The sequence below is a fragment of the Aureimonas sp. Leaf324 genome (genome assembly GCF_001423245.1).
Classification (GTDB): domain Bacteria; phylum Pseudomonadota; class Alphaproteobacteria; order Rhizobiales; family Rhizobiaceae; genus Aureimonas.
Map to the genome: position 1 here is coordinate 15784 of NZ_LMOH01000014.1, position 26366 is coordinate 42149.

The window sequence follows — 26366 nt, forward strand, 5'->3', positions numbered from 1 at the left end:
AATTGAAAAGGCCGGCCATGCCGCCCATCGGACTGGCATGGCCGGCCGCCATACTCAACTCAATTTCCCGCGTCCCGCAAGGGCGCTAGGCCGCGGCTCCACCGCCTATTCGGCTGCGACCGCGCCGAGCCCGACCGGGCAGCTGACGCCGGTGCCGCCGAGCCCGCAATAGCCGCGCGGGTTCTTGGCGAGGTACTGCTGATGATAGTCCTCGGCATAATAGAACTCGGGTTCCGGCAGGATCTCGGTGGTGATCTGCCCGCGATGCCCGGCCTTGGCGAGCGCCGCCTGATAGGCGTCGCGCGCGGCCTCCGCCGCCTCGCGCTGCTCCTCGTCCGTCCAGTAGATGCCGGAGCGATACTGCGTGCCGACGTCGTTGCCCTGGCGCATGCCCTGCGTCGGATCGTGCGACTCGAAGAACGTCTTCAGCAGTTCCTCGAAGGACACCTTCGCCGGATCGTAGGCGACGAGGACCACCTCGTTGTGGCCGGTGCGGCCCGAGCAGACCTCCTCGTAGGTCGGGTTCGGCGTCGAGCCCGCGGCGTAGCCGACCGCCGTGGTGACGACGCCCGGCAGTTGCCAGAACTTGCGCTCCGCACCCCAGAAGCAGCCGAGGCCGAAGATCGCCGTTTTGGTGCCGGCCGGGAACGGCCCCTTGATCGGCGCGCCCGACACGAAATGGCGATCGGCGGTCGGGATGGCGGTCGGGCGGCCCGGCAGCGCCTCCTCGGCGGTGGGCAGCGTCGTCTTCTTCATCAGTCGGTCGAGGAAGGACATGAATTTCACCTCTGGGTTCGCGTGGCGCGGCGCGGCGGCCGGCCGACGACGAGAAGGAGCACCCCGGCGAGGCCGAGGACGATGGATGCGGGCTGGCGGCCGATCTCGGTGGCAAGGCTCGCCCCGCGGCCCTCGGACGCGAAGACGCCGCTGGCCGCCACCGCATTGGAAGCCGCGTCGAACACGGTCAGCCCGACGATCCGCGCAGCGCTTTCGAGTGGCATCAGCACCGTGGTGCCCGATGCCAGCGAACGGGCGATGTCGCCCACCGCCAGCGCCGTCGCGGCCGCCAGCACGAGACAGCCCGCCACGCGCAGCAACCAAGCCAAGAGCCGCATCGCCTCGTCCTCCTTCGCCAAGGATCAGCGACATGGCCGGCGCCCCGCCACCGTCGCTTCGATCGCGCCCGCATGATGGACCCGATATGGTGTCGCGTCATCCGCCCCGCAACGCTGGAGGCTGCGACGCACCACCGGGAAAAGCGTCCGATCACGAGCGCTCTGCCGACGAAACCGCTTGCCAGACGAAGCGTTCCAGTGATAGTCCGCGCCACCGTACCGGCGTCGGCCCGAGCCTCCTTGGCTTCCGATCCGCAGGTCAGGAGGGGTGGCCGAGTGGTTGAAGGCGCACGCCTGGAAAGTGTGTATACGGGAAACCGTATCGGGGGTTCGAATCCCCCTCCCTCCGCCACACCGTTCGGCGTTTGGGAAACCGTAAGAAGTAGCTGAAATCATTTGCGTTTTTGGTCGGTCCTCAATTGTGGAGGATCGAATTTTTGCCGCGTGTTCCAGCGAATGTTCCTGCTCGCAAACCACCTCGCGTACCGCATATGGAGCGTGTTGGTCAGGGCTGGCGCTTCACCTTGCGCTTGCCAAGCACCATGCGTGGTATTCTTGCTGACGATTCGGCTCGGCGCCCTGCCGCACCCTTCGTGCGCGCCAGCTTCGGACCGATGATGTGCCGCGAGGCGCGGAGGATGAGCGAGACGGCGGCCGCAGAGTGCCGATCGATTTTCGGACTTGGTTTAGAAAGGTTGCGAGGCATGTTGAATGTCGGAACGGAAGAAGGAGCCAATCTAAGAGACTCAAGATACGCGAACCTCTCGGCAGAAAAGCGGGCAGTGGTCGACGAGGTCCTTGCGGTGACAACCGAGGCGCTCTCGCGCCTGAAGGTGGGGCAGTTTAATCGAGTTCCGCCGCACCTCGCTCTCGCACCGGTGCTTGATCAGCTGAAAGCTTTTGAGGCGGTAGCGCGCCTCCAACCCTCAATCGCGCAAAGCTTCCATGAACCGGCACGCGAGGCCGTGCGCTCGATGCTTAAGTGCCTCGGGGGAGATAGTTCTGTCGTTGACGGCATCCCAGTTTTCGTAGATGTCGGCCCGACACAGCCGAGCGCCCCAGCGGGTGTTCTATTCTCTGCCGCTTGCGCGAGCTACATAAAGGAAATCCGAGCGCGTGAGTCCATGGCGGAGAAGGACGTTCGCCGCTACGAGAGAATGTGGTCTGCCTCCTGAAAAGTGGTCCTCCCTGAAGTAGGCTTTTGAGCCTTTGGAGGATGCCGAGAATGCCCAGGAAGAAGCCGAGCCCGGAAGAGATCGTCGCCAAGCTGCGGCAGGTAGACGTTCTCGTGTCGCAGGGGCGCTCTGTTGCTGAAGCGGTGCGCACGATCGGCGTGACGCCGTTCACGTACTATCGTTGGCGCAAGGAGTATGGCGGGCTGAAGGTCGACCAAGTGAAGCGGCTGAAGGAGTTGGAGAAGGAGAACGAGCGCCTGCGCAAGGCGGTCTCCGATTTGACGCTCGAGAAGCTGATCCTCAAGGAGGCCGCTTCGGGAAACTGGTAAGCCCCTCCCGGCGTCGCCAATGCATCAAGCACGTCATGAAGAAGTTCAACGTGTCGGAGCGTTTGGCGTGCCGGGTCCTGGGGCAGCACCGGTCAACACAGCGCAAGGCGCCCAAGGGTCGAGCCGACGATGCGGCGTTGACAGCCGACATCATCGAGCTGGCGACCCGCTATGGGCGTTACGGCTACCGCCGGATCACGGCCTTGCTGCGGAATGCCGGATGGCTCGTGAACGTGAAACGGGTGGAGCGCATCTGGCGGCAGGAAGGTCTGAAGGTGCCGGCCAAGCAGCCTAAGCGTGGTCGGCTCTGGCTGAACGATGGCTCCTGTGTTCGGCTTCGACCAGAGCGTCCCAACCACGTGTGGTCCTATGACTTCGTTGAGGACCGAACCCACAACGGGCGCAAGTTCCGTATGCCGAACGTCATCGACGAGTTCACCCGCGAGTGCTTGGCCATTCGGATCGACCGGAAGCTGAAGTCCTCGGACGTCATCGACGCTTTATCTGACCTCTTTATCCTACGCGGCGTGCCGGGGAACATCCGTTCCGACAACGGTCCCGAGTTCATCGCCAAGGCGGTGCGCGACTGGATCGCGGCAGTCGGAGCCAGGACTGCGTTCATCGAACCGGGCTCGCCTTGGGAGAACGGGTACTGCGAGAGCTTCAACTCGAAGCTCCGGGACGAGCTCCTGAACGGCGAGATCTTCTACAGCCTCGCCGAAGCCCGGATCGTCATCGAGAGCTGGCGCCAGCACTACAACACCAAGCGACCACACTCTTCGCTCGGCTACCGTCCCCCGGCACCAGCCGCGGTGCCGTGGCCGGCTGCGCCACCCCAACCCGCTTCGCCGGCCACACCAAACGTCGCCGACAAGCCCACCATGCATTAGATTTGAACCGGGCCACCTAACGGGGGCAGGCCACTCGATGCATCGGCGACGGCGGGAGGGGCTCACCAGTTTCCCGAGGCGGCCTCTTTGAGGATCAGCTTCTCCAACGTCAGATCCGACACTGCTTTGCGCGCTCGATGCATCGGCGACGGCGGGAGGGGCTCACCAGTTTCCCGAGGCGGCCTCTTTGAGGATCAGCTTCTCCAACGTCAGATCCGACACTGCTTTGCGCAGGCGTTCGTTCTCCTTCTCGAGCTCCTTCAGCCGCTTCACCTGGTCGACCTTCAGCCCGCCATACTCCTTGCGCCAGCGATAATAGGTGAAGCTCGTCGCGCCGATCGTGCGCACCGCTTCAGCAACAGGTCGACCTTGCGACACGAGAACGTCCACCTGCCGCAGCTTGGCGACGATCTCTTCCGGGCTTGGCTTCTTCCTCGGCATTCTCGGCATCCTCCAAAGGCTCAAAAGCCTACTTCAGGGAGGGCCACTTTTCAGGGGGCAGACCAGCGATCTCTTCCGGGCTTGGCTTCTTCCTCGGCATTCTCGGCATCCTCCAAAGGCTCAAAAGCCTACTTCAGGGAGGGCCACTTTTCAGGGGGCAGACCAAGTTCGCGGACCGGAACCAAAACACCCACGGCGTGCTCGACGGCACGGTGGAAACCACTGGTTCTTCCGGCCCCGTCTCGCCGACTATTGCGCCATACCCTCCTTCGACCGACCTCGCGTCCCGACGGCCTCTGACGACGACCTCGGCTTACGCCGCGACCGCCGTCGGAGCTCGGTAAGTTCCACCCTTCGCCAGAAGGGCCCAGACGATCCGCGCCATCTTGTTGGCGAGTGCCACCGTCACCAGCATGCGCGGTTTGCGCGCGAGCATCTGCTCTAGCCACGATCCCTTCCCTGTCCCGCGCCGCGTGGCTTGGAGGATCACCGCGCTGGCCCCGATGATCAGAAGCCGTCGCAGCGTTCGCTCGCCCATTTTGGACGTCGCGCCGAGCTTCTGCTTGCCGCCTGTGGAGTGCTGCGTCGGCGTCAGTCCGACCCAGGCAGCGAAGTCCCGTCCCTTGGCAAACGTCTCGGCCGCCGGCGCCAGAGCCATCAGCGCCGTCGCGGTGATCGGCCCGATCCCGGGAATGGTCATCAGCCTTCGCGCCGTCTCCTCCTCACGGGCGCGCTGGGCAATCTCCTTGTCGAGAGCGGCGATGCGCTCGTCGAGATCAGCCAGGAGGTCGAGCATGACGCGGAACATCGAGAGGGCCGCGGGTGGCAAGGAGGCGCCCATCTCGTCCTCGAGAAGATCGCCGAGCATCGAGACGTAGGCAGGACCCTTCGGTGCGACCCAGCCATACTCGGTCAGGTGTCCCCGGATGGCATTGATGAGCTGGGTGCGCTGGCGAACGAGGAGGTCTCGGGTTCGGAACACGAGCGCCGACGCTTGCTGCTCCTCGCTCTTCACGGCCACAAAGCGCATGGTCGGACGCTGTGCCGCCTCGCAGATCGCTTCGGCATCCACCGCATCGTTCTTGTGCCGCTTCACGAACGGCTTCACGTAGGCTGGCGGGATGAGCCGCACGTCATGGCCCAGCGTCGTCAGCTCGCGGGCCCAATGATGCGCTCCGCCGCACGCCTCCAGCGCCACGATGCACCGCGGCTGCGCAGCGAAAAAGGCGAGCAGCTTCGCCCGCGTCAGGCGTTTCGAGAACACGCCCCGGCCCCGCTCGTCGGCGCCATGGGCGTGGAACACGGTCTTCGCGATATCCAGGCCAATCGTGGTAACCTCGGACACGGACGCCTCCTGTGAATGAGTTGAAACACCCATTCTGGCGCAACGATGCCGTCGGGGGCGTCCACCCCATCACCCAGCCGAGCCGATCAGCGCCAAGGGAGCGGACCTTTTGAAGCGGCCCATCCGCTTTCGACCCGTCAAAGTCCTACTTGGCCCGGCCGCCTGATCTCGGAAGCTGCCATTCGCCGAGAGGTCAAAACTCGCCCTCCGTACCACCATAAGGCAGCCTCATGCGTCGGCTTAGCGTCAGACCATGAAAGACAAGATGAAGTTCCAAACGGCGACATAGGCCAGCAGCCCCACGCTGTAGACGAGCGTCGTGCGCATGATCTCGGACTCACAGCCGACTAGGCCGACGGCCGCGGCGGCGATCGCGATGGACTGCGGCGAGATGAGCTTGCCCATGACGCCGCCGCTCGTGTTGGCCGCGACTAGCAGGGCCTCGCTGATGCCGATCTGTGAAGCCGTCACCGCCTGGAGGTGCGCAAAGAGCGTATTGCTGTTGACCACCGATCCGGTGATGAAGACGCCGAGCCAGCCGATGACGGGGGAGAGCAGCGGGAAGACCCGCCCGCTCTCGGCCAAGCCGAGGCCGATGCTCGCGGAAGCCCCGGAGAAGTTCGCGACATAGGCGACGGCCATGATCAGCGAGATCGTGGCGAGCGGGCGCCACAGCTCCTTCAATGTTCGGACCAACTGCCCGCCGGCGATGCGCATCGACAGCCGGGAGGACAGCACCGCCGTCAACACCGCGGCGATCAGGATCGCCGTCCCAGGCGCCCCGACCAGCGATAGGCTCCAGACCGCCGGGAGTTCGCGGGCAGCCGCCGCGATCGGCGGAAGCTCCTGGACACCGAGATGCAGGAAGGGGATCGGCACCGTCACCACGGTGGCTGCCAACGGGCCGTCCGGGGCGAACAGCAACCGGAACGCCGGAAGGCTCCAGAGAAGGATCAGGCCCGTGAGGATGTAGAACGGCGACCATGCCGCGACGACCTGGCCGAGCGTCCACCGACGGTCGGACACCTCGGGCGCGTCCGCCTCCCTGTAAAGGGTCGCTGGCTTCCAGTAGCGTAATGAACAGCGCCAGCGCGCCCATCGACGCCAGCGGCGCGACGATGTCGGTGAGCTCGGGACCGAAGAGGTAGAGCGTCGCCGTCTGGAGGCCGCTGAAGAGGACACCGACCAGGGCCAGGACAGGCCAGGTCTCGCGGACCCCGCGCCACCCGTCGAGAACGAGGATCAGCAAGGTCGGCACGAAGAGCGTCGAGAGCTGGACGATGGCGATCATCATGAGCGACAGCTCGCCGAGATCGACGGCGCCCTGCTGCGCGCCGACGAGGACGGGAATGCCGATCGCGCCGTAGGCGCCGGAGCCGGCGTTGGCGAGAAGGCACAGCATGGCCGCCTTGATCGGCTTGAAGCCCAGCTCGACGAGGAGCGCGGCGCAGATCGCGATGGGAACCCCGAAGCCGGCGGCGCCCTCGAGGAACGCGCCGAAGCAGAAGGCGATCAGGATGACCTGGATCCGCTGGTCGGCGGAGATCGTCGTGATGCTTCCGCGGATGACCTCGAACATCCCGCTCTCCACCGCCAGCTTGTAGAGCCACACCGCCATCACGACGATGTAGCCGATCGGCCAGAGCCCGCTGGCGACGCCGAAGAGGGCCGCGCCGAGGACCTTCGCGAACGGCATGCCGAACACCGCGAGGGACACGAGGATCGAGATCGCAACGGCCGCCACCGCCGCTGTCAGGCCCTTCAGCTTCAGGAGCGTCAGGGCGAAGAGGAAGGACAGGATCGGGATCGTGCCCGCCAGCGCCGAGAGGTACGGGTTGCCAAGCGGGTCGTAGAGTTGCTGCCACATGCGGTCATCGTCCTCGAAACGTGCGTCGTCGCGGGGACGCCCGGTTGCGTGCCGGGCGGGTCAGGTACCGGGGACCCTGTTCTCGCAGTCGGTGCCGTCCAGGAAGCACCGCATGTTGTCGAGCGTGGTCTCGGCGAGCTCCCGCAGGGCCTCGACCGTGAAGAACCCCTGGTGTCCCGTGACGAGCACGTTCGGGAAGGTCATCAACCTCTGGAAGACGTCGTCGTCGATGATCTCGGACGAGCGGTCCTGGAAGAAGAGCGGCCCCTCCTGCTCGTAGACGTCGATCGCCAGGGATCCGAGGTGGCGGGACTTCAGCGCCAGGATGACGGCGCCCGTGTCGACCAGCGCGCCGCGGGAGGTGTTGACGAGCATCGCTCCCGGCCTCATCAGCGCCAGCGACCGTTCGTTGATCAGATGTCGCGTCGCCTCCGACAGCGGACAGTGCAACGTGACGACGTCGGACCGGGACAGCAGCGTCTCGAGGTCGACCCTCTCGCCGATCGCGTCGAACGCCTCCGAGCGGACCGGATCGCTTCCGAGCACCCGGCAGCCGATGCCTTTCAGGATGCGGGCCGTCGCGAGCCCGATCCGTCCGGTACCGACGATGCCGACCGTCTTGCCGTGCAGCGTCATTCCCAACAGTCCGTCGAGCATGAAGTTGCCCTCCCGCACCCTGTTGAAGGCGCGGTGCGTCTGGCGGTTCAACGTCATGACCAGCGCGATGGCATGCTCGGCGACGGCCTCGGGCGAATAGGCCGGGACCCGCGCGACGAAGAGGCCCAGCCGGGATGCCGCGGCGACGTCGACGTTGTTGAACCCGGCGCATCTGAGGAACACAGCGCGCACGCCGGCGGCGACGAGCGCCTCCAGTACCCTGGCATCCGCCTGGTCGTTGACGAAGAGGCAGACGGCTTCGCAGCCGTTCGCCAGGGCAGCCGTCCGCGCGGACAGCGCGGCGTCCAGATAGACTAGGTCGAGCCCTCCATGAGCGTCTTCCCGAGCGTTCGCCTCGTTGAGCGAGCGACGGTCGTAGGACTGGGCGCTGAAGACCGCGGTCTTGCCGGGACGCCCCTCCCGTCGGCGACGACGGTGCGCCCGCCAAGACCGCGTCGATGGGTCGGGGGCATCCTCGATGTGTTGCCTACAGCCATATCTCAACCCTCCGGGCCACTGCATCGATGGGAACGCGAACATCGGTGCCGGACGCTTCCTGCGGTCGACCGTCGACCTCCACACGGCGTCCGTCTGCGCCGTGGCGGTTGTGGACGCGAACGTCGCAGCGTGAGGCGCCCGTCGCCATGGAGGCCTCGAACATCGGCCAGGACGGCGGCAGGCAGGGGTCGATCACGAACGTGTCGCCTTCCCGGCGAATTCCGAGAATGCCCTCGATCCCTGCCCGGTACATCCATCCGGCGGAACCCGTGTACCAGGTCCAGCCACCGCGTCCCGCATGGGGAGGTACCGAATAGACGTCCGCGGCGACGACATAGGGCTCGACTTTGTACCGTTCGGCATCCGCGCGGTTCCGCGCATGGTTGATCGGGTTGAGGAGAGCGAAGAGCGCATGGGCCTTCTCACCGTCGCCGAGTTGAGCGTGGGCAAACACGGCCCACATCGCGGCATGGCTGTACTGGCCCCCGTTCTCGCGCAATCCCGGCGGATACCCCTTGATGTAGCCTGGGTCGTGCGGCGTACGGTCGAAGGGAGGCGTGAAGAGCAGCGCCAGCCCCTCGTCCGGGCGAACGAGTTCCGCACCGAGCGACGCCATGGCCTGCTTCGCCCGTTCGGGCCGGGCCGCCCCGGACAAGACGGCCCACGACTGCGCGATGCTGTCGATCCGGCATTCCTCGCTCGCGGTCGATCCGAGCCAAGTCCCGTCGTCGAAGGTGGCGCGCCTGTACCACGCTCCATCCCAAGCCTCCCGCTCGATCGCCGACCGCACTTCCTCCGCGTGCTTGCGCCAGCGGTCGACGCGCTCGGGGTCGCGGCCTTCGGCCAGCGGGGAAAAGATCGCGATGGTGCGCAGGAGAAGCCAGCCGAGCCAGACACTCTCGCCCCGTCCCGCCTCGCCGACGCGGTTCATGCCGTCGTTCCAGTCCCCGGTGCCGATCAACGGCAGGCCGAGGTCTCCGGTTAGCTCGAGGCACTGGTCCAGTCCCCTCGCGCAGTGCTCGAAGAGCGTTGCCGACTCGTCCGCCTGCATGGGCTGGAAGAAGGCATCGTGCTCGCCCGGAGCCAACTGAGGGCCCGTCAGGAACGGAACGTCCTCGTCGAGCACGGCCGCATCGCCCGAGGCGCGAACGTAGGTCGCCGCGGCGAAGGCGAGCCAGACGCGGTCGTCCGAGATGCGCGTCCGCACGCCCTGCCCCGACTGCGGCAGCCACCAATGCTGCACGTCGCCCTCGACGAACTGGCGACCGGCGGCTCGTAGGAGGTGATGACGCGTCGTCTCCGGACGGGCGAAGGTCAACGCCATGCCGTCCTGCAACTGGTCGCGGAAACCGTAGGCTCCGCTCGCCTGGTAGAAGGCCGACCGTGCCCAGATGCGGCACGCGAGCGTCTGGTAGAGGAGCCAGCCGTTCAGCATGATGTCCATCGCCCGGTCCGGCGTCCTGACAGTGACGGTGCCCAGAAGATCGGTCCAGTGATTGCGGACCTCGGCGAAGACAGCGTCGAGGCTGGCCGCCCGGTAGCGCTCGACGAGGCCGCGCGCCTCCTCCGCGGAACCGCCCTGTCCGAGCAACGAGACGATCTCGACGGTCTCGCCGACGGGGACCTCGACATGGGTCGCCAGCGCCGCGCACGGATCCAGACCGGCGCCTGTCCTGCCGGAAAGGGGCTCATGCCGCTCGAGCGCAGCAGGAACTCCCAGCGATCCCCCCCGACCGAGGAACTCCGTCCTGTCCCCCGACCAACTCGTCTGGCGTCCGAGAAGATCGGCGAAAGCGACGCGACCGGGGAACGCCGTGCTCCAGGGATTGCGGGCAAACATGGCCCCGGTGGCTTCGTCCATCTCAGTCGTCAGAAATGATCCCGAGGTGGTTCGCGAGGTGCCTAGCACGAGTTCCGCATAAGCCGTGACGGTTAGCCGGCGCGGCGCTTCGGAAGTGTTTCGGATCCTCAGCCGGGAGATCTTCACGGGATCCGCGAGCGGCACGAACTGCAAGAGATCGAGATGGAGCCCTCCCGCCTCGTGTTCGAAGCGGCTGTAGCCCCAACCGTGCCTGGCGATATGCGCGCCGTGGCTCACGACGGGTCGGGCCGTCGGACTGAGGATCTCAAGGGTGTCCTCGTCCCGAACGTAGAAGGCTTCGCCCGGAGGATCGCTCACCGGATCGTTCGACCAGGGCGTCAACTGGTTCTCGCGGCTGTTCCCGGCCCAGGTGTACCCCGCGCCCTCGGCCGAAGCCTGGAAGCCGAACGACGGGTTGGAGACAACGTTGATCCATGGCGCGGGCGTGGCGACGCCGGGTTCGAGGACGGTGACATACTCCCGCCCCTCCTTGTCGAAGCCGCCGAAACCGTTGAAAAACTCGAGGTCCGGCAGGTTCGGCCGGAGCGTTCCCCGGGCCGGCCGACGTTTCGAGGGAAACGCGGGCGGAGAACCCGGGTACTCCCGCTGCACGCGAGCGAGTTGCTCCGCGATCGCGCCGCGGCGGGCGACGAAGTCGACGCGGGCGACCGCGTCGAGGTGCAGGCGAGACTGCGTGCTCATCAGGTCGGCGCGCAGGACATACGCGGAACCCTCCGCGAGTTCAGCGCCTAGGCGCGGCCGCGACTGGCTGCTGCGGACTGCCGTCTCGATGGCGACCTGAAGATCCTGAACATAGGAGGATGCCCGCTCGTTGACGATGACGAGATCGACGGCAAGCCGTTTCATGCGCCAGTACTCGTGGGCGCGGAGCAGTTGTCGGACCTGCTCGATGTCCTGGATGTCGTCGATCTTCAGAAGCACGATCGGGAGGTCGCCGGATATCGAATGCTGCCAGAGGCCGGACTGCGGACCCGCACCGCGCAGGATGGCGTCAGAGGACGGCCGGAACCGTCGGTCGGCATAGATGAGCGGTGCGGCAAGCCGCTGGAAGTCGGCCGCTTCCTCGGGCGTGACGCCGATGTGACGAAGCTGCACCTGGGCCTGCGTCCAGGCTAGCGTCCGGGCCCGCTCCACGCCGTTGCGGTCTTGGTGCTTGTCGATAAGATCGAGAAGGGCCGCCCGCGAGGAGGCGATGAGCGTCCAGAACGCGATGCGCACGACCTTGCCGGGCGGCACGCCGACCCGATGGCGCAGCGAGAAGACGGGATCGAGGACTGTGCCGACGGTGTTCGTCAGTGACGTCCCGTTGCTCATGGCCATGGCCGTCGCGACGGTACGTCCTCGCCCGAGGAAACGCGCTCGATCCGTTTCGTATTGCAGCGGAGCGGACACTTCGCCCTGCACGACAGCCGTATGGGCGGCCCAGATCTCCGGCTCGGCGGGAGAACGCCGGCGGCGTGTCGCAACGAGGGCACCGAACTCCGACAGATACTCGGTTTCCACGAACATCTTGGCGAAAGCCGGGTGCGCATCGTCTGTCGCCGGTGTCGTCAGGACAAGCTCCGCGTAGGAGGTAAGCTCGATCTCACGTCGCTCCGAACCAGCGTTGGTGATGGAGACAAGGCGAACCTCTCCGTCGTCCTCACCGGAAACCAAGACCTCCATGGCCGTCGTCAGCGTGTCCTCGCGTCTTGAGAACTTGGCATGGTCCTCGTCGAAGAGGACGACTTCATCGGCGTCGGATGGGCCGTCCGGCTGGAGACCGGGAGACCATACCTTCGAGGTCGCGACGTCCCGGAGGAAGACGAACGAACCTTGCGCGTCGCGGGTCGGATCGCCGTGCCAGCGCGACACCGCGATGTCCCGCCAGCGGCTGTAGCCAGCCCCCGTCGCCGTGAGCATGACCGTGTAGCGTCCGTTGGACAGGAGATGTGTCACCGGCGCCGCCCCTGGCGAGGTCTTCAGGCGCCGGACCGTCGACTTCGCCGACGCGGGGTTCGAGGAGATGTCCCGGACATCCTCCGCCCTCGGGTGGGCATCGGAAACGTCCCGGGGCATGCGTTCCTGCAACAAGAGTTCGCTTGCGCGGATCATCGGCTCCCGGTGGAAACGGTCCCGCATGGGGCCGCCGCCGACGGCGTTGGCGATCGCGACGATCGTCATGCCCTGATGATGGGCCATGTAGTTGCGCACGATCGCGACCTCGGCACCCTCAGGGACCCGCGAACGCGTGAAGTCGAGCGCATCGTAGAAGCCGAAGCGGCCCCGTGCCCCGAGCCCTTCGAGACGCCCAAAGTTGCGCAGCGCACCCAGCGGGTCGACCATCGCAGCGAGCCCGGTCGCATAGGGAGCGACGACGCGATTGTCCGCAAGGCCTCGCTTCAGTCCAAGTCCCGGCACGCCGAAGTTCGAGTACTGGTAGGTCAACTCCATGTCGCGGGCGTTGTAGGCCGATTCCGAAATGCCCCACGGGATGTTCAGGGATCGGCCATAGGCCTGCTGGCGCTCGACCACGAGACGGTTGGTGTCGGCGAGCAAGCTGGTCGCCGGGGCGCGCATCACAAGAGATGGCATGAGGTATTCGAACATCGAGCCCGACCACGATACCAGGGCAGAGCCGTTGCCGAGCGGTGTCGCCGTCCGCCCTAGGCGGAACCAGTGGCGTGTCGGTGCGTCGCCCTTCGCGATGGCGAAAAGACTGGCGAGGCGCGCCTCGGACGCCAAGAGGTCGTAGCAACTGGCATCGAGCCGCTCGTCGGCAACCGAATACCCGATCGACAGAAGCTTGCGGTCGGGATCGACGAGAAAGGCGAAATCCATCTCCATCGCCATCGTCCGCGCTCCGGCGGCCAGCTCCAAGAGCCTTCGCTCCAACATGCCCGGCGCGCTGGCGACGTTCGACAGGTCGCGGGAGTGCTCGTCGACGCGCATGCCCAAAGCCCGCGTCCAGTAGCGGACGTCCGACCACTCCCCGCCGGTCGTCGCGGTGTCGTCGGGGACCGCCCGGGACGCGTCCTGCGTCAGGTGTCGGATAACCGCGAGACTGGCCTCGATGGGCAAGGCATCTTTCAGGAGGGCTTCGATCCGGTCGAGTATGTCGCCGAGCGGACGCGGATCGGCGATGGGGAATGACGCGAGAGCGCCACGCACCATGTCCAGGGTGTCGGACAGACCCGAGCGCACGTCGGCCTCGATCGGGGCCTTCTCCCACTCCTCGCAAGCGTTCGCGAAGGCGATGAGATGGCCCGCAAGGTTGCCACTGTCGACGGAGGAGACGTAGGCAGGATCGAGCGGCCGGAGATCCTCGGTCGCATACCAGTTCAGGAAGTGTCCCCGAAAGCGCTGGAGCTTGACCAGGGACGCGAAGCACGCTTCCAGCCGTTCCACGGTCTCCAACGTTCCCGTCCAGCCGTAGTCCCGCGCGGCGACCGACGACAGCAGGTAGAGCCCGACGTTGGTCGGCGAGGTCCGGCGCGCGACGACGGGCTTCGGGTCCTCCTGGAAGTTGTCGGGCGGCAGCATGTTGTCGGCCGGCGTGACGAACGTCTCGAAGAAGCGCCAGGTGCGCCGCGCGATCAGACGCAGGCTCCTTGCCTCGTCCGTCGAGATCCCGAGGCGGCCGGAAGCGGTCGGCGAGCGGCTCGACCAGAGGGCCACGGCTGGCGCCGCCAGCCAGAGCAACGCGAACGGCACGACGACTGGCCAGGAGCCCGGCGCGACGGCAAGCGCGAACAGGACGGCCGTGAGGGAAACGACGGTCCCCCCGGCCATCCGGCGATAGAAGCCGATCGCATCCAGTCGCGGACTGCCAGAAGATTGCGCCGCCGTCGTCCACTCCAGGAGGTGGCGGCGGCTGACGTAGAGGCGCCACAGCGTCCGCGAGATGGCGTCCACCATCTGCCAAGCCTGGTCGGGCAGGAAGGCCAGCGACAGGACGACCTGTGCCAGTCCCATGCGCAGATCGCCGACGAGCATCCCGATGTGGTTGCGAAGCCGGATGCGGGGTGCACCGGGAACGAGCGTGAAGATCGCCTGGAGAATTGTTGGCACCGCAAGGGCCGCGAGGACGAGAAGGATGCCGACGGCCGCGGACGGCAACGGAAGCAGCCAGCACAGGACGATCAACGCGAAGGTGGTCGGCGCGACCAGCGAACGTCGCAGGTTGTCGACGACCTTGCCGCGACCGACCGCCGGAAGGCCGTCGCCGATCGGCGACCGGCCGAGCGCCCAGGGAAGGAGCTGCCAGTCGCCCCGCGTCCAGCGGTGCCGTCGCTTGGCGGCCACGTCGTACCGAGAGGGCTGCTCCTCCAATACTTCGACGTCGGACGCGAGGCCGGCCCGGGCGAAGATTCCCTCGAAGAGATCATGGCTCAGCATCGCGCTCGCGGGAACGCGGCCCGCCAGCGCCATCTCGAAGGCGTCGACGTCGTAGATGCCCTTGCCAGTGAACGACCCCTCCCCGAAAAGGTCCTGGTAGACGTCGGACACGGCCGCGGCGTAGGGGTCGATGCCTCCCGGCCCTGAGACGACCCGTTGGAAGAACGAGCCTTCACGCCCGATCGGGAGCGAGGGCGTGACGCGTGGCTGGAGGATGCCGTAGCCCGAAACGACGCGACGGCTCCGCGCATCGAACCTCGGACGGTTCAGGGGATGGGCCATCTTGCCGACGAGACGTGTCGCGGCGTCCCGGGGCAGGCGCGTGTCGGCGTCGAGGGTGATGACGTAGCGGACGCCGCCCGGCACCTTCGGCAGACGTCCTGCGATCGGTTCGAAGGTCGTATCCTCGGCGCCGCGCAGGAGACGGTTCAGCTCGTGCAGCTTGCCGCGCTTGCGCTCCCACCCCATCCACACCCCTTCGCCCGCGTCGTAGACACGGCGACGGTGGAGAAGAAGGAAGCGTGCCCCGCCCGGGCCCGGGCCGTGGCGACGGTTGAGTTCGTCGATGGCGGCGACCCCGATGCGCAGCAGGGCCTCGTCGCCCTCGACGGTTTCGTAGTCGGCGTCGAGGCCGTCGACCAGCAGGGCGAAGGTGAGGTCGCCCCCGGCTCCCGAGAGATGATGGACCTCAAGGCGTCCGATCTGCTCGAGAAGATCGGCTTCGTCCGTCATCAGGGTCGGCACGGCGACGAGCGTCCGCTCGGCCGTCGGAACGCCGTCCGCGAGAGCCAATCCCGGAAGGGCAGTGGCTCCGAGGCCGAGCGTCAAGGCGCGGTCGACGAGGACGGTCGCGACCTCGCTGGCCGGCACGAAGGCGAGAACGAGGAAAGCGGCGAGCCAGCCGACGCCGAGCGACGCAAGGGACATCGCCCACGCGGCGAGCGCCAGGAACGCCGCCGTCAGCACCAGGATCGATCCCAGATACCCCCAGATGCCGAGACGCGAACTGAGGCGCCGGAACGACGCCCGCGGTCCGGGCCTGTAGGAAACGGTCCGTTCGAAGGCCGGCCGCCCCTCCCCTACGAGGTGATGGCCCGGGTCCCCGACACGTCGCGCCTCGTCGTCGGTCGCTGACCGCGCGGCGTCGGCGGCGACGTCCACGGCCCTGTCGGCGATGTCCTGCTCGGTGAGTGCGGAACCGCGTGCGAGGTGCTCGACCGCGCTCCGGTACAGGTTGCGGGTCGGGAAATCCATGGCGTCGAAGCTGCCCGACCGCCGAAGCAGGACATCCACGAGACTGACGCTCTCGAAGAAGTCGGCCCAGTCGATGTCCGACATCATGCGCATGCTGGTGACGATGTTCCGCATGGTGACGTTGGAGATGCCGAGACTCTGCTGCGCGTGATGGACAGCTTGATCCACCGAAAGGGACTGATGTCCAAGCCGCTCCTCAAGCCACTGCAAGGCTGGCGTGGTTCGAGGATCCTGGTCACGCAACCGCTTGGCCAACTGTGCCGCGAAGTGCTCGGACAACGGGTCTTTCGGACGCGACAGGATGTCGATCTCGAGCGCCTGGCGTTCGTGCCCCGCGACGAGCACGGCATCCGCCATGGCGTCCGCATCGTCGCGGGCGATTTTCGCGGTGGTGATCTGGTCCGCCAAGCGTCTCAGGTTCTCGACCAGCACGATGCGCAGGGTGATCGCGATGGCCCAGAGCTCTCCGATCGTCAGCGGCTGGACGCGTTGGTAGGCCGCAACGAACCTTTCGAGGCTTTCGGGCTCGAAGTTGCTGTCCGTATGGGCCACGTACGCCCAGGCGATGCCGAACACACGGGGATAGCCAACGAAGGGACCGGCGGCGAGCTTGGGTAGCTGCCGATAGTATCCCCTCGGCAGGTCGGTCTGGATCTCGCGGACCTGCTTCTCGACGATATGGTAGTTGTCGAGCAGCCACTCCGCGGCGGGGACGACACCCTGTCCCGACGCGACGTCGGCGGCGCTCGCCCGGTAGGCCGCGAGCAGGACCCTCGCGTTTTCCGCAAGGCGGTCGTGGAGGGAGTAGACCGCTGCGTGTCTGTCCTCGACGGAGTCGGCCGCGGCCAAGGTCTCGGCATGTTGCTCGAGACGGTCCGCTCCGAAGAGTTCTTCACGAATGGGGCCGGCACCGGCCCATGACGGCGCCGTCCTGCACCAAGCGATAATCGATCGATGAGTGTACATTGCGTCGTCGTCCTCGGAAGGTTTTTGAATGCAGGAGGACATGCGATCTCTCATGCACCCGTATCGGACGCATCAGCGGACAATGCGGAAACGGAAGTGGCGACGCGGTCCGCGTCGGGGACCGGACGTCTTGCCGCGCCGGGTCGGCTCCCTGTCAGAAGGTGATCGCGCACTTTCGCACGGTTGCGATCCGGAAAGCTGATCCAGGTTAGCGAGGGAAGTGAAAACCCGCCCCATAAGACACGGACCGCCGGGCCGTCCCGGACTGGCCACCGGGGAGATAAGCATGGCCGCGACGCCCGTTCTTCATTGGCGGGTCCGGCTCGGCAACCTGCGCCTCCAACGCGGGGCTCTGGGCTTGTGCGCGCTGCTCTCGGGCGCCGTCACGGCCACGATGGCCGAGGACCTGTCAGCCGGGCGCGCGATCGCCGAGACCAAGTGCTCCCAATGCCATGCGGTCGGCTCCTCCGGCATGAGCCCTCTGGAGTCGGCGCCGCAGTTCCGTTCCCTTCACGAACGCTATCCCGTCGAGAGCATCGAGGAGGCCTTGGCGGAAGGGATCTTCGTCGGCCATTCGCCGATGCCCGTCTTCAAGCTGTCGTCACAGGAGGTCGGCGAGCTTGTCGGCTACATGAAGAGCCTCCGATCGTCGCCGAACTGACGTCCACGTACCACCCGACCACGTCCGCGACGGATGCCGGGAACCCCGGCCAGTCGCCTGCAACCCGGAGAGACACCATGTACAGGCACATACTCATCGCGGTGGACGGATCCGAGCAGTCCAAGGGCGGGCTGACGGCGGGTTTGGACATCGCCGAGTTCGCCGGGGCAAAGGTGACCGTCCTCACCGTCAGCGAACCGTTCCCGGTCTACGACCTCGCCTCCAAGATGGGCCTGTTTCAGGATCCCAAGGAGATCGAGAGCTACAACACCACCTGCAAGTCGGTGGCGGAACGCATCCTTGCCGAGGCCGGCGGGAAAGCCGCGGCCCGCGCCGTGGACTGCGAGACGCTCCACATCGAAAACAGCGCCCCCGCGGCGGCCATACTCGAGGCTGCCAGGTTCCGCTCCTGCGACCTGATCGTCCTTGCCTCGCACGGCCTCCGTGGCTTCGAGCGCTTCGTCATGGGCAGCCAGGCCGCGCGCGTGGTCCAAGGTGCCGAAGTGTCGGTGCTCGTCGTGCGCTAGGAGGTGCGTCCATGCCCGATCCATGGACCTGCGCGTTCTTTGCTCCTAGGTCGCTGCTATCAACCAGTCATTCCGCTGGCGACGCGCGGTTAGCCCTGCGCTGTGCTCAACGGCAAATCGATTCTTCGTCGAGCGGCTCGTTGCGACCCGACAGCGGACGGGCTTGCAGAGCCTCGAGACGACATTAGTGAAGGCTGCGCGCTGACATCGCAACGGCGACGGGTCGTCAGGCGTCTTTTGGAGACCGTGCCGCTGCGGGTTCTACGGGACCGAGGATCGCAGCGTAGCATGATAAGAGCATCATTGCCGCCGCGGCGATCCAGATGCTGATGGTGCCACGCCGTGAGTGGGCGATCGTGCCGACGGCGGCGCCACCCACGAGAGTACCCCAAAGCACCAGGTACGGTAGCCACGCCCAAGGCGGACCGCCGACCAAAGCGCCGGCCATTCGTTGACCGAGCTTCACGAGCGTTCCCGTCATGTATGTGACGCCTATGCTCACCTCGCCGGACCGTTGGAAGACGGTGTTGACGGCACCCATGGACATCGCCAACGCAACCGCCGTCCACTCGTCCGGGAAACGCCCGTTCCCAATGGCGGCGATCGCCAGGATCGCCGCGACGAACACCAGCACGACAGGCTTCCTGCGCGAGCCAGCGGCCACCGCGATCAGCGTTGAGGCCATCACGCCCGCGACGAAGGCGGAAACGACGCACATGGCGGTGACCGCCGTCTGCGGATCCGTGACGGCGCCCACCCCGAGCCAAGTGGAGTTGCCGCTCATGAACGACACGAAGAGGCCAGCAAGCTTGATGAACCCGATCGCGTCCACATAGCCGGCAACCCCGGACAGGCCCACGACCAGTAGCCAGAACCGTTTGTCGTAGCATGTCATTCCGCTGCCCGTCGTCAACCCACCGATCGTTCGATCCCATGACTGAGAAGCCTATCGCGGCTTCCGCTACCAGCAGTCGATCGCCTGCGTCTCAGGGTAAAGCTTCCTGCCCGATCGCGTCTTGGTGAATATGCAACTCCGTCACGTCTCAGGGTAGGTCACTGACGGGGAGCGGAAATGGACGGCCCGCTGGACGAGATCGACCATGTGTTCCGCCGCGTGGATCGTCAGCGGATGTTGGGTGGCGCCGGGACGCGGTGAGATGTAGGCCGCCATCGCCCGCGCCTCTCGAAGCTGCCATTCGGACGACCCGGCGAGGATCGAGATCATGAGGTTCTCGAGTGCGATCACTCGCAAGCGCAGATGAACCAGCTCGGTATCCGTTAGCTTCGTGGCATCGGCTTCTTGCCTGCGAAAGGAGTCGATCCTTTCGGGTCTTCCGCTTCCGGCGCCGCCCTCGTTGTCCCAGCGTGATAGGGCGGCTTGGCGTAGCCGAGAACGTTCGACGGTATCCGGCGTGACGGTGGACATGGCTCATTTCCTTTGCGAGTTGTTCGAATGGCGTCGAGGGACTTCTCGGCCTTGCCCTCCTGGACGAAGCCGACGATCGCGTTGACGATCACGACCGCCACGATGACGGTCGTGTCCACGAACTGGCCGAGCAGCGCCGTCGCCACGGCCGCCGCGATGAGGAAGTAGATCAGTGCGTTGTTGAACTGCGCGAGGAAGCGAACGACCGGATGGACACCGAGGGCCTGAGGGAGTTCGTTCGGTCCGCTGGTTCGCAGTCTCTCGGCCGCTTCGCGCGCAGTTAGCCCCCCCGAGGCAGCCTCCGACCGATCGAAGGACGTCGTCGGAGAACCGGGCATGGAACAGCGACTCGGGAATTGCCGTGGTGGATGCGCCGAGGTCGGGCTCAATGAGGTTGTCCATTCGGTCTCGTGATCCTGGAGTTGCGCGTGCACGGTTTCCGTTGGATGCCTCGGCCGGTTTCCGACGCTCAGTGGCTCAGAAACAGGGGTATCGGGGCGGCGGCGAGAAGGGTGCGCGTGACCCCACCGAGGACTGCCTCGTGCAGGCGCGAATGCGCGTAGGCACCCATCACCAGCATGTCCGAGTCGTTGGCCACGAAATGGGCGCGGAGCGTATCGGCGACCCTTCCGTTTGGCGCGGTGAGAGCCTCTTCGCGCACCTGCACGCCGTGGCGCCCGAGATAGACAGCCAGGCGTTCGCTCGGCGTCTCGTTTCCGAGGTCCTTCTCGCCCGTGACCGTGACCACGCGGACCTTTTCCGCCTTCTGTAGGATCGGCAGCGCGTCGGCGACGGCACGCGTCGCCTGGATGCTGCCGTCCCAAGCGATCGAGACGGTCCGTGGAGGTCCGCGGTCCCAGCCTTCGGGCACAAGGACGACCGGGCGCCCGCTCCGGAACAGCATGCCCTCGACGATCTCCGGATATTCGAGGAGAGCGGCGCTTCTCGCGTCCATCACGACGACGTCCTGCAACTGTGCCAATCGCGTCGCCCGCCCCATCAAGGCTGGGAAGTGAAGGGACAGGAATTCCGTGCTCGAAGGGACGTTTGCGGCGTGGGCCGACTTCGCGGCGTCGGCCAGGCACGACTCCGCCAGGGCGTCGAGCCGCCTGCGTTCGGCCGCGATCATGTGGCCCGGGGCGTCGGAGAAAAGACTGACCGGGATCCAGGCGGGCTGAGGGGACAGGAAGCTGACCGTAACGAAGGCTCCGTCCTCCCGAGCCAAGGCCAGCGCCATCCTCATCGCCGCGGTTGGGTTCTCGACGGTCTTCTCCTGGGGCGCTAGGACGACGAAGACGTTCTTGAACTGGCGTGACATCGGTGGATGCTCCATTGGCTTGGCGACCGTTCCGGACGGAACGGTTCGCGGACCTTCGGAAAGCCGAAGGGCTGAGGCTGTCGCAGGCGTCGGCGCGCTATCGGCGCCGGACGGAGTTGCCGCCCGCCAGAATGCCGTCGATCAACGCGGCGACGGCCCGGTGGTGGTCCGCCAGCCCGTCGGTGCCCGGGGCATCGGCGTGGGCCGCCGCGGCATCCTTCAGGATTCCGACGATCTCGCGCTCGGGCAGCACGTTCCGTTCGTTCAGGGCCAGCAGGAGAGATTCACAGATCGCGAGTGCCGCCGATCCGTTCACGTCGGGCACTGGGATCATCGAGGCAGCCTTCGCTCGGCATCGCGGAAAAGGGTTCATGCCCTTTGCCTTCAGATGAGGTCGCAATATCGCATGGATGTGGTAGGACTTGCTGATGCAGATCAGTGCCGACCGGATCCGCAAAGAAATATTTCGCTGAAAAACTCGCCATCATTTGCGTGTCCTTCGGGACGGGTCTCGAGGAAATCCCATCGATGGACTTCCAACATAGCCCTCTTGCACGGAAGCTCGCGGCGTTCGTCGCACTGTCGCCGGAAGAGCTTCGAGTGCTTTCGGAATTACATAGCCGTCGACGCTCGTTCGCACTCGGACGGGACATGGCGTTCGAGGGGCAGACCAACCAGTCCGCCTTCATCCTGGCGTCGGGATGGGTGTGTTCCTACAAGCTGATGCCCGGCGGCACGCGTCAGATCGTCGACTTCCAACTTCCGGGCGACTTCCTCGGCCTGAGGTCGGTGCTCTTCCGGACGGCCGACCACAACATCGAGCCGGTCACGAAAGTCGAGGCTTCCGAGGTTCTGGCAAGCGACCTCCTGAGCACCTTCAGCCGGACGCCGCGCCTTGCCACCGCCGTCCTCTGGGCGGCCTCACGCGACGAGGCGATGGTCGTAGAGCATCTCGTCGGGATCGGACGGCGCGACGCCCTGGAGCGGACCGCCCACTTCCTCCTGGAGCTGGGCGCCCGGCTCAAGCTGGTCGGGCTTGGCACGAAGAACGGATACGCCTGCCCACTGTCCCAGTACATGCTGGCGGACGCGCTGGGCCTCAGCGCCATCCACGTGAACAGGGTACTGCGCGAGTTGAGGGAGGGAGGTCTGGTGACCTTCCAGCGCGGGCAGGTCACGTTCCACGATTTCGATCGCTTGGTGGCGATCGCCGATTTCGACAGGGCCTACCTCGACCATGATGGCCCGCTCCTCGCTTGATCCCAACCAACGCGGACCAAACATCCAATCGAAAGTTCGGATTCAAGGACTGTTCTGAAGGCGCGCCAATCGCTGCAATGTCCGCTTCACTCCTGTTGGAGCCTCAATGCGGAATGGAAGCTATCCACCCGGTAGAGCCGATCGGTCTCGAAAAAGCGGACGTCCAGAAGCGGTCAGGCGGGTTTCGACCAATCTACGTCATTCAGAAGCACACGGTTATGAGCCGGAAAGCGGACATTTGGTAGCTGCGACTTTCCAACGATCCGGCCTTTACGCAGGTAAATGGATGCCGGGTCGGGAAGAAGTCCCTGATGTGTCCGAGGCAGCCATTTACGGCCCGAGAGCCAGCATATCCGGGCCATCGGCACTGTTCAGAACGTCCATCATGCGCTCCGCGTCAGGCAGGCTCATCCGGTTCATATCGACGTCGTTGATCGAGACCGTCTCCCCCGTGGCAGCGGAGGTCACTGTCCAGGTGCCGTGGTCGTCCCGCGTGATCGCGTAGGCTGCCACCATCTCTGGTCTGGAAAAGAAATCGATGCCGATCCGACGTGAGGGTTGAGGCGACCGTAGCGCGTCGGATGCCGGAAAATCCGGACGATCGAACAAGTCTTCGATCTCGCCGCCCTCGTAGTGCGCTGTTTCCGTGTCGATCGTGCATTGGAAACGCTTTTCGCTCTTGTCCGCGACAAGAAACCGGACTGCCGCATCGAGAGTGGCGAACTTTCGAAACCTCAGTGATCCTTTCGGCATCTGCCGCTTGGCGGACGCGCACCAGAAAACCTCGGCCGGCCGAGTGTAGTCGATCGTCTTCGCGCCGCTCATTTGCCTGACCCCACCGTCCTATCGGGAAGACAGATCGCGGTAGCAGCGTCCTCTCGCTCCATGCGCCCCTTCCGAAGCGAAAGGGATTTCGCACGCGTCGCCCGTGCGGCGGCCGTCACCGCTTCGAAGGTCGACGGGGGCGACGCCGAGGAGGCCCCTGTCTTGAAGTGCTTGTTGGCAGCGTTGAGTGCATGGAGGCGGGTCATCAAAGACACCTTTCAAAAATGCAGGGAATGGTTCGCCAAAAGCAAACTTCGCTGGGGTCGCAGGCAGCGGGCTCGGGTCGCTTCAGTCCGCCGGCTCCAGGCGTTCGATGTTGGCTCGAACGACGGTCCTGTAGTCGTCGATCAGGCTCTCGAACGATCCGCCGGCCATCGCAGCCGCCATCGCGTTGCTAAAGGCCACGATCTTCTCACGCACCATCAGGCTCGCTTCGTCGATCGCCTTCGGCCCACCGAGTCCAAGACGGTAGAGCCGGAGATGCATCGCCTGCTGCGATTCCATCGCGAGAAGCACGAGGTTCGCGGCGGACCCGTACATGACGTTCAAGTCGACAATCCACCCGCATTGCGAAGTGTGGCGAGATCCGCCATGGCGCGCCACGTGGCCTCTGCTTCGCTGTGCTTCTTCTGTACGTTCGCGAGCGAGGCGTCGGCTGCGGCCATTCGGGACTCGTCCGCTCGATCGAGATAGAACTGCGCGAGCGAGGGTTTCATGTTGGTACTCCCACCGTCGAAGTTGGCATGCGGATCGCATTCGCCTGATCCTCAAGTTCCATGCGAATCCTGCGAAGCCGCTGATCGGCCATTGAGGTGACGATGGTCAGCATCTCCGAGCTTTGAAGTCCGGGGAAGAGTTCGATGACGAGCTTCAAATGGGCATCCCGTGTGGGAGCGAAGCGGGAGACGGACATGCGAAACCTCCTGGATGAATGAGTTCGGTGGATTGATGGCCAGCGTCGAACCGCGCCTAGAAGGTCTTGCCTTGCATCCAGGCATGAACCTCCTCGTCGACGTCAGCTTTCAACCGACCCGAGCGGTCGCGCACCATCGTGGCGAGTTGCTGCTCGTTATGGATGGTCGTGACATCGAAGCGGGTCAGGAAGGGCCAGCGCTGCTGCGCTTCAGCCATGTAGCCGCGTTTGCGCGCGACGGTTTCGCCGCTCTCGCCGCCTTGGTATCCGAACATGGGACTGGCTCCGTAGGGCGGAAGCGCCAGAGGCACGGACGGCTGAGGATCTCGCCAGACCGTATTTCTTCATCGCCCTCGCACTAGAGATAGTCCTGATCTCTCGAATAGCAAACGCCAATTGCGTTAATTCGACGAACCGGATCGATTTTGCGTTATGGAATGGAAAATCGATGCCAGATTTATTTCTAGCCATCCTTGTAAATCGGATGGCGAGAGCGTAGTTCTCACTGATCGAACTTTGGTAGTCGATCTTATTTTTGGCACTCAGGCGCCCGAGCGATCCTCTTTCTCACTGTCGATCTACGCATCCTCACTGTCGATCTACGCATCGGAGCGCACACGGCGCTGCGAGCTATTCGCCTTGTTTTGAAGGGGCATCATCATGGCCACTGGAACCGTCAAGTTCTTCAACGACACCAAGGGTTTCGGCTTCATCGCTCCCGAAGACGGCAGCACCGACGTCTTCGTCCACATCTCCGCGCTGGAGCGCTCCGGCATCCGCGGACTTGCCGAAGGGCAGAAGGTCAGCTTCGAGGTCGTCGCCGACCGCCGCTCCGGCAAGAACGCGGCCGAGAATCTTCAGGTTCTCTGAGATGATCCACCCCAGGGTCACGGATGGACCTGCATGGGAACTGGAAATGGGGAAAGGTTGGGCGCTGCCCGGCCTTTTGTCGTTCTGAGATGCAGGATCCTCAACCCGTCATTCTCCTGTGGGGCGACGAGCAGATCAAACCCTCTCCGGCCTCATGGCGCCGAGATGAGGGCGAGCGCTGGCCGAACCTGAACGAAGCGATCGCGTTCGCCATGGCGATGCGATACGACAAGGCAGCGAAAGGGCTGCACCCTCGGATTTGGACGACGAACGGCAGTGTCTATTCGCCGGCTACGATCAATACCATGGCGGAAGTGCTGTATCGAAATACTCGATTGTCTGATCTGTAGGATGATGGCGGACGCTTGAAGCGAGTAAGATTTCCATTGGAGGGCCACGTTCGCCGGCGGTTCTGCCTGTCGGTCTGAATACCTTGTATTCTGGTCTTGATCCTCGCTGTCAAAGCAGCAGTTCGCCTTGCTGCCGTACTGACTGTCGATCGACACTTCTGGCATTCAGCGTGCAAGCTTTGCATGCCGTTTGACACGCAACCAGAGAAGTGAGGTCGTCGTCCGGGAGCCGATACTGTTTCGTAGTGATGCTTGGCGCGACCGAGCCCGACAGATCCAGGCCGTCATAACGGACGATTGGGAAGGACGGCTCACGGAAATTTCGGACTACATGCACGCTAGGAATGGGGACTAACGTTGATCGGCGGTCTTGAGGTCAAACCGTACGAGGTTGACCTCGATACACTTTCTTCCCAAAAGCTGACCGCCTTCCAGGAAGGCTACAAGTTCGGTCTTGATCTGGCGCAATTTTCGGGGCATTGCCCTCATACGCATGAGGACTTCTCTCTCCGAAAGGCTTGGATGAATAGGTTCGCGAAATCCCGCTTGAAGGTCCGCCGCGCCTAAGCCTGACGGGAGGTCTGGCCGCGACACATTGTACCCAGTCAGTATGTTCGCCCCCTCGCCTCGTATGTGTTCGATAGTTGGAAACTAATCTGGTCGGTCAACGTCTTCTTGATCACAGCCAAGGAGGATGACGATGGAGCCCACCAATCTCGATGCCAAGGTCAGGGAACGGGCGTACGAGCTTTGGGAGGAGGCTGGGAGCCCTTGGGGGCAAGAGCACGAGTTCTGGGCCGCAGCGTCACGCGAGATCGAAGGGGAAAAGATCGACCCAGTAACCCTTGACCGATCCGTCGCTCGATAGGACCCTTGCAAACCAACCTTTTGTCGTTGTTCCAACTGTACGATGTGGGCCTAAGAGTGGAAGAAACGCATTCGGCCTCCTGATTAGCCTCGACCCTCTATGTCGCGGTTGAACTCCTGGGGTCTAAACACGATGGAACATCAAGTCGAAACACAAAAGACCCGGGACGCGAATGCCTGCCAAGAGGGGCCTCGGCGGCCCGTACCGGGCAAACGCTGGCGGATAACCCGTACAGCCCCGGCAGCGCGGACAACAGCGCTTAAAGAGAGGGGTTCCAAACGTTCATCATCCCCAAGGGCTCGTAAACTGAGATTGATATGCCGTGGGTTCAGCGTACGGTGGCGAGAAGGCTAATGACGACACTCATCCTGACCCGACAGCAACACGGCTATCACTCCGGCGTACGATGTATGGCCGCTATGTCGTGGGTCCGCTTCACAGCGCCCCTTGGTTTAGTCCGAGACCATGGCCTTGATGCGGTTCGCCAGCACCGTCATGTCGAAGGGCTTCGTCACGACCTGCATGCCCGGATCGAGATGGCCGTGGCTGAGG

General features: G+C 64.8%; 25 protein-coding genes, 1 tRNA gene and 1 pseudogene. 10 read left to right on the forward strand and 17 right to left on the reverse strand.

All coding sequences use genetic code 11. The annotated features are described in order from the left end of the window. Window positions 1–105: 105 nt before the first annotated feature. A complete protein-coding gene (msrA, locus tag ASF65_RS11665; protein ID WP_055889329.1) occupies window positions 106–777 on the reverse strand; it encodes a peptide-methionine (S)-S-oxide reductase MsrA in 672 nt (223 codons plus the stop codon). Window positions 778–782: 5 nt separating this feature from the next. After that, window positions 783–1115 (reverse strand): hypothetical protein, encoded by a 333-nt coding sequence (locus ASF65_RS11670; protein WP_156369278.1) that lies wholly within the window; start codon window positions 1113–1115, stop codon window positions 783–785. Window positions 1116–1377: 262 nt separating this feature from the next. On the opposite strand from ASF65_RS11670, the gene ASF65_RS11675 reads away from it, so the two are divergent. From ASF65_RS11675 to ASF65_RS20890, 3 genes are all read left to right on the forward strand, one after another. Next, a tRNA-Ser gene (locus ASF65_RS11675) sits at window positions 1378–1467 on the forward strand. Between the two features lie 286 nt (window positions 1468–1753). After that, window positions 1754–2290, forward strand: coding sequence for a hypothetical protein (locus tag ASF65_RS21405; RefSeq protein ID WP_156369279.1), 537 nt, complete (start codon window positions 1754–1756; stop codon window positions 2288–2290). 50 nt (window positions 2291–2340) lie between these two features. Further along, window positions 2341–3509, forward strand: a protein-coding gene (locus ASF65_RS20890) for an IS3 family transposase (protein WP_156369280.1) whose coding sequence is annotated in 2 segments (ribosomal slippage) — window positions 2341–2605 and window positions 2605–3509 — 1170 coding nt in all. Because the reading frame shifts where the segments join, the coding sequence is not laid out codon by codon here. A gap of 133 nt (window positions 3510–3642) precedes the next feature. Here ASF65_RS20890 and ASF65_RS11690 read toward each other — a convergent pair. The 3 genes and pseudogenes from ASF65_RS11690 to ASF65_RS21825 all read right to left on the reverse strand — a co-directional run. Continuing rightward, a pseudogene (locus ASF65_RS11690) lies at window positions 3643–3950 on the reverse strand (transposase); the annotation flags it as partial. A gap of 313 nt (window positions 3951–4263) precedes the next feature. Continuing rightward, window positions 4264–5295, reverse strand: coding sequence for an IS110 family transposase (locus tag ASF65_RS11695; RefSeq protein ID WP_055889293.1), 1032 nt, complete (start codon window positions 5293–5295; stop codon window positions 4264–4266). A gap of 246 nt (window positions 5296–5541) precedes the next feature. Beyond that, window positions 5542–6477 (reverse strand): L-lactate permease, encoded by a 936-nt coding sequence (locus ASF65_RS21825; protein ID WP_200940043.1) that lies wholly within the window; start codon window positions 6475–6477, stop codon window positions 5542–5544. Between the two features lie 218 nt (window positions 6478–6695). Between ASF65_RS21825 and ASF65_RS22080 the strand changes: the two genes are divergently transcribed. Further along, window positions 6696–6899 carry a hypothetical protein gene (locus tag ASF65_RS22080; protein ID WP_244486635.1) on the forward strand — a complete coding sequence of 68 codons (204 nt, stop codon included), beginning with the start codon at window positions 6696–6698 and terminating at the stop codon, window positions 6897–6899. A gap of 323 nt (window positions 6900–7222) precedes the next feature. Here the strand turns inward: ASF65_RS22080 and ASF65_RS11705 are convergent, their stop codons facing one another. Continuing rightward, complete coding sequence (locus tag ASF65_RS11705; RefSeq protein ID WP_244486636.1) at window positions 7223–8359, reverse strand: 2-hydroxyacid dehydrogenase; 1137 nt, start codon at window positions 8357–8359, stop codon at window positions 7223–7225. After that, complete coding sequence (locus ASF65_RS11710; protein ID WP_055889295.1) at window positions 8307–16796, reverse strand: glucoamylase family protein; 8490 nt, start codon at window positions 16794–16796, stop codon at window positions 8307–8309. Before ASF65_RS11710 ends, ASF65_RS11705 begins: the two co-directional genes overlap by 53 nt. A 286-nt stretch (window positions 16797–17082) precedes the next feature. Between ASF65_RS11710 and ASF65_RS11715 the strand changes: the two genes are divergently transcribed. Both ASF65_RS11715 and ASF65_RS11720 read left to right on the forward strand, forming a co-directional pair. Then, entirely contained in the window at window positions 17083–17457 is a 375-nt protein-coding gene (locus ASF65_RS11715) for a cytochrome c (RefSeq protein ID WP_082505486.1), read from the forward strand. Between the two features lie 77 nt (window positions 17458–17534). Further along, complete coding sequence (locus tag ASF65_RS11720; protein ID WP_055889298.1) at window positions 17535–17984, forward strand: universal stress protein; 450 nt, start codon at window positions 17535–17537, stop codon at window positions 17982–17984. Window positions 17985–18210: 226 nt separating this feature from the next. Here ASF65_RS11720 and ASF65_RS11725 read toward each other — a convergent pair whose 3' ends face one another. The 5 genes from ASF65_RS11725 to ASF65_RS11740 form a co-directional block, all read right to left on the reverse strand. Continuing rightward, window positions 18211–18897, reverse strand: a complete 687-nt coding sequence (locus ASF65_RS11725) for a YoaK family protein (RefSeq protein WP_200940044.1) — start codon at window positions 18895–18897, stop codon at window positions 18211–18213. A gap of 123 nt (window positions 18898–19020) precedes the next feature. Then, window positions 19021–19236 (reverse strand): hypothetical protein, encoded by a 216-nt coding sequence (locus tag ASF65_RS21835; protein WP_200940045.1) that lies wholly within the window; start codon window positions 19234–19236, stop codon window positions 19021–19023. A 26-nt stretch (window positions 19237–19262) separates the two neighbouring features. After that, window positions 19263–19844 (reverse strand): cation-transporting P-type ATPase, encoded by a 582-nt coding sequence (locus ASF65_RS21840; protein WP_244486637.1) that lies wholly within the window; start codon window positions 19842–19844, stop codon window positions 19263–19265. A 35-nt stretch (window positions 19845–19879) separates the two neighbouring features. Further along, window positions 19880–20728, reverse strand: a complete 849-nt coding sequence (locus ASF65_RS11735) for a universal stress protein (protein ID WP_055889305.1) — start codon at window positions 20726–20728, stop codon at window positions 19880–19882. Between the two features lie 97 nt (window positions 20729–20825). Then, window positions 20826–21062: a hypothetical protein gene (locus ASF65_RS11740; protein WP_055889308.1), complete on the reverse strand. Its 237-nt coding sequence runs from the start codon at window positions 21060–21062 to the stop codon at window positions 20826–20828. Window positions 21063–21166: 104 nt separating this feature from the next. Between ASF65_RS11740 and ASF65_RS11745 the strand changes: the two genes are divergently transcribed. After that, window positions 21167–21988: a Crp/Fnr family transcriptional regulator gene (locus tag ASF65_RS11745; RefSeq protein ID WP_244486638.1), complete on the forward strand. Its 822-nt coding sequence runs from the start codon at window positions 21167–21169 to the stop codon at window positions 21986–21988. A gap of 330 nt (window positions 21989–22318) precedes the next feature. On the opposite strand, the gene ASF65_RS11750 is transcribed toward ASF65_RS11745, so the two are convergent. The 5 genes from ASF65_RS11750 to ASF65_RS11765 form a co-directional block, all read right to left on the reverse strand. Continuing rightward, complete coding sequence (locus ASF65_RS11750) at window positions 22319–22813, reverse strand: hypothetical protein (protein WP_055889313.1); 495 nt, start codon at window positions 22811–22813, stop codon at window positions 22319–22321. 288 nt (window positions 22814–23101) lie between these two features. Next, window positions 23102–23353: a hypothetical protein gene (locus ASF65_RS11755; protein ID WP_055889316.1), complete on the reverse strand. Its 252-nt coding sequence runs from the start codon at window positions 23351–23353 to the stop codon at window positions 23102–23104. Between the two features lie 5 nt (window positions 23354–23358). Beyond that, window positions 23359–23529 carry a hypothetical protein gene (locus ASF65_RS21410; protein WP_156369281.1) on the reverse strand — a complete coding sequence of 57 codons (171 nt, stop codon included), beginning with the start codon at window positions 23527–23529 and terminating at the stop codon, window positions 23359–23361. Beyond that, the gene (locus tag ASF65_RS11760) at window positions 23526–23726 is read right to left on the reverse strand and encodes a hypothetical protein (protein WP_055889318.1); all 201 of its coding nucleotides are present in this window, start codon (window positions 23724–23726) and stop codon (window positions 23526–23528) included. Before ASF65_RS11760 ends, ASF65_RS21410 begins: the two co-directional genes overlap by 4 nt. Window positions 23727–23782: 56 nt before the next feature. Beyond that, on the reverse strand, window positions 23783–24001 hold the full coding sequence (locus ASF65_RS11765) for a hypothetical protein (protein WP_055889321.1): 219 nt from the start codon (window positions 23999–24001) through the stop codon (window positions 23783–23785). Between the two features lie 385 nt (window positions 24002–24386). On the opposite strand from ASF65_RS11765, the gene ASF65_RS11770 reads away from it, so the two are divergent. From ASF65_RS11770 to ASF65_RS20900, 3 genes are all read left to right on the forward strand, one after another. Further along, window positions 24387–24596 (forward strand): cold-shock protein, encoded by a 210-nt coding sequence (locus ASF65_RS11770; protein WP_055889324.1) that lies wholly within the window; start codon window positions 24387–24389, stop codon window positions 24594–24596. Window positions 24597–24619: 23 nt separating this feature from the next. Next, complete coding sequence (locus ASF65_RS21415; RefSeq protein WP_156369282.1) at window positions 24620–24946, forward strand: hypothetical protein; 327 nt, start codon at window positions 24620–24622, stop codon at window positions 24944–24946. A gap of 700 nt (window positions 24947–25646) precedes the next feature. Then, window positions 25647–25814: a DUF2934 domain-containing protein gene (locus ASF65_RS20900; RefSeq protein ID WP_082505491.1), complete on the forward strand. Its 168-nt coding sequence runs from the start codon at window positions 25647–25649 to the stop codon at window positions 25812–25814. Window positions 25815–26366: the final 552 nt, after the last annotated feature.

Excerpts from the sequence above, each read along its gene's own strand:
- msrA (WP_055889329.1), bottom strand. The coding sequence starts at position 777 with ATGTCCTTCCTCGACCGACTGATGAAGAAGACGACGCTGCCCACCGCC.
- ASF65_RS11670 (WP_156369278.1), bottom strand. The coding sequence starts at position 1,115 with ATGCGGCTCTTGGCTTGGTTGCTGCGCGTGGCGGGCTGTCTCGTGCTG.
- ASF65_RS21405 (WP_156369279.1), top strand. The coding sequence starts at position 1,754 with ATGAGCGAGACGGCGGCCGCAGAGTGCCGATCGATTTTCGGACTTGGT.
- ASF65_RS22080 (WP_244486635.1), top strand. The coding sequence starts at position 6,696 with ATGGCCGCCTTGATCGGCTTGAAGCCCAGCTCGACGAGGAGCGCGGCG.
- ASF65_RS11705 (WP_244486636.1), bottom strand. The coding sequence starts at position 8,359 with ATGTTCGCGTTCCCATCGATGCAGTGGCCCGGAGGGTTGAGATATGGC.
- ASF65_RS11710 (WP_055889295.1), bottom strand. The coding sequence starts at position 16,796 with ATGTACACTCATCGATCGATTATCGCTTGGTGCAGGACGGCGCCGTCA.
- ASF65_RS11715 (WP_082505486.1), top strand. The coding sequence starts at position 17,083 with ATGGCCGCGACGCCCGTTCTTCATTGGCGGGTCCGGCTCGGCAACCTG.
- ASF65_RS11720 (WP_055889298.1), top strand. The coding sequence starts at position 17,535 with ATGTACAGGCACATACTCATCGCGGTGGACGGATCCGAGCAGTCCAAG.
- ASF65_RS11735 (WP_055889305.1), bottom strand. The coding sequence starts at position 20,728 with ATGTCACGCCAGTTCAAGAACGTCTTCGTCGTCCTAGCGCCCCAGGAG.
- ASF65_RS11740 (WP_055889308.1), bottom strand. The coding sequence starts at position 21,062 with ATGATCCCAGTGCCCGACGTGAACGGATCGGCGGCACTCGCGATCTGT.
- ASF65_RS11750 (WP_055889313.1), bottom strand. The coding sequence starts at position 22,813 with ATGAGCGGCGCGAAGACGATCGACTACACTCGGCCGGCCGAGGTTTTC.
- ASF65_RS11755 (WP_055889316.1), bottom strand. The coding sequence starts at position 23,353 with ATGTACGGGTCCGCCGCGAACCTCGTGCTTCTCGCGATGGAATCGCAG.
- ASF65_RS21410 (WP_156369281.1), bottom strand. The coding sequence starts at position 23,529 with ATGAAACCCTCGCTCGCGCAGTTCTATCTCGATCGAGCGGACGAGTCC.
- ASF65_RS11760 (WP_055889318.1), bottom strand. The coding sequence starts at position 23,726 with ATGTCCGTCTCCCGCTTCGCTCCCACACGGGATGCCCATTTGAAGCTC.
- ASF65_RS11765 (WP_055889321.1), bottom strand. The coding sequence starts at position 24,001 with ATGTTCGGATACCAAGGCGGCGAGAGCGGCGAAACCGTCGCGCGCAAA.
- ASF65_RS11770 (WP_055889324.1), top strand. The coding sequence starts at position 24,387 with ATGGCCACTGGAACCGTCAAGTTCTTCAACGACACCAAGGGTTTCGGC.
- ASF65_RS21415 (WP_156369282.1), top strand. The coding sequence starts at position 24,620 with ATGGACCTGCATGGGAACTGGAAATGGGGAAAGGTTGGGCGCTGCCCG.
- ASF65_RS20900 (WP_082505491.1), top strand. The coding sequence starts at position 25,647 with ATGGAGCCCACCAATCTCGATGCCAAGGTCAGGGAACGGGCGTACGAG.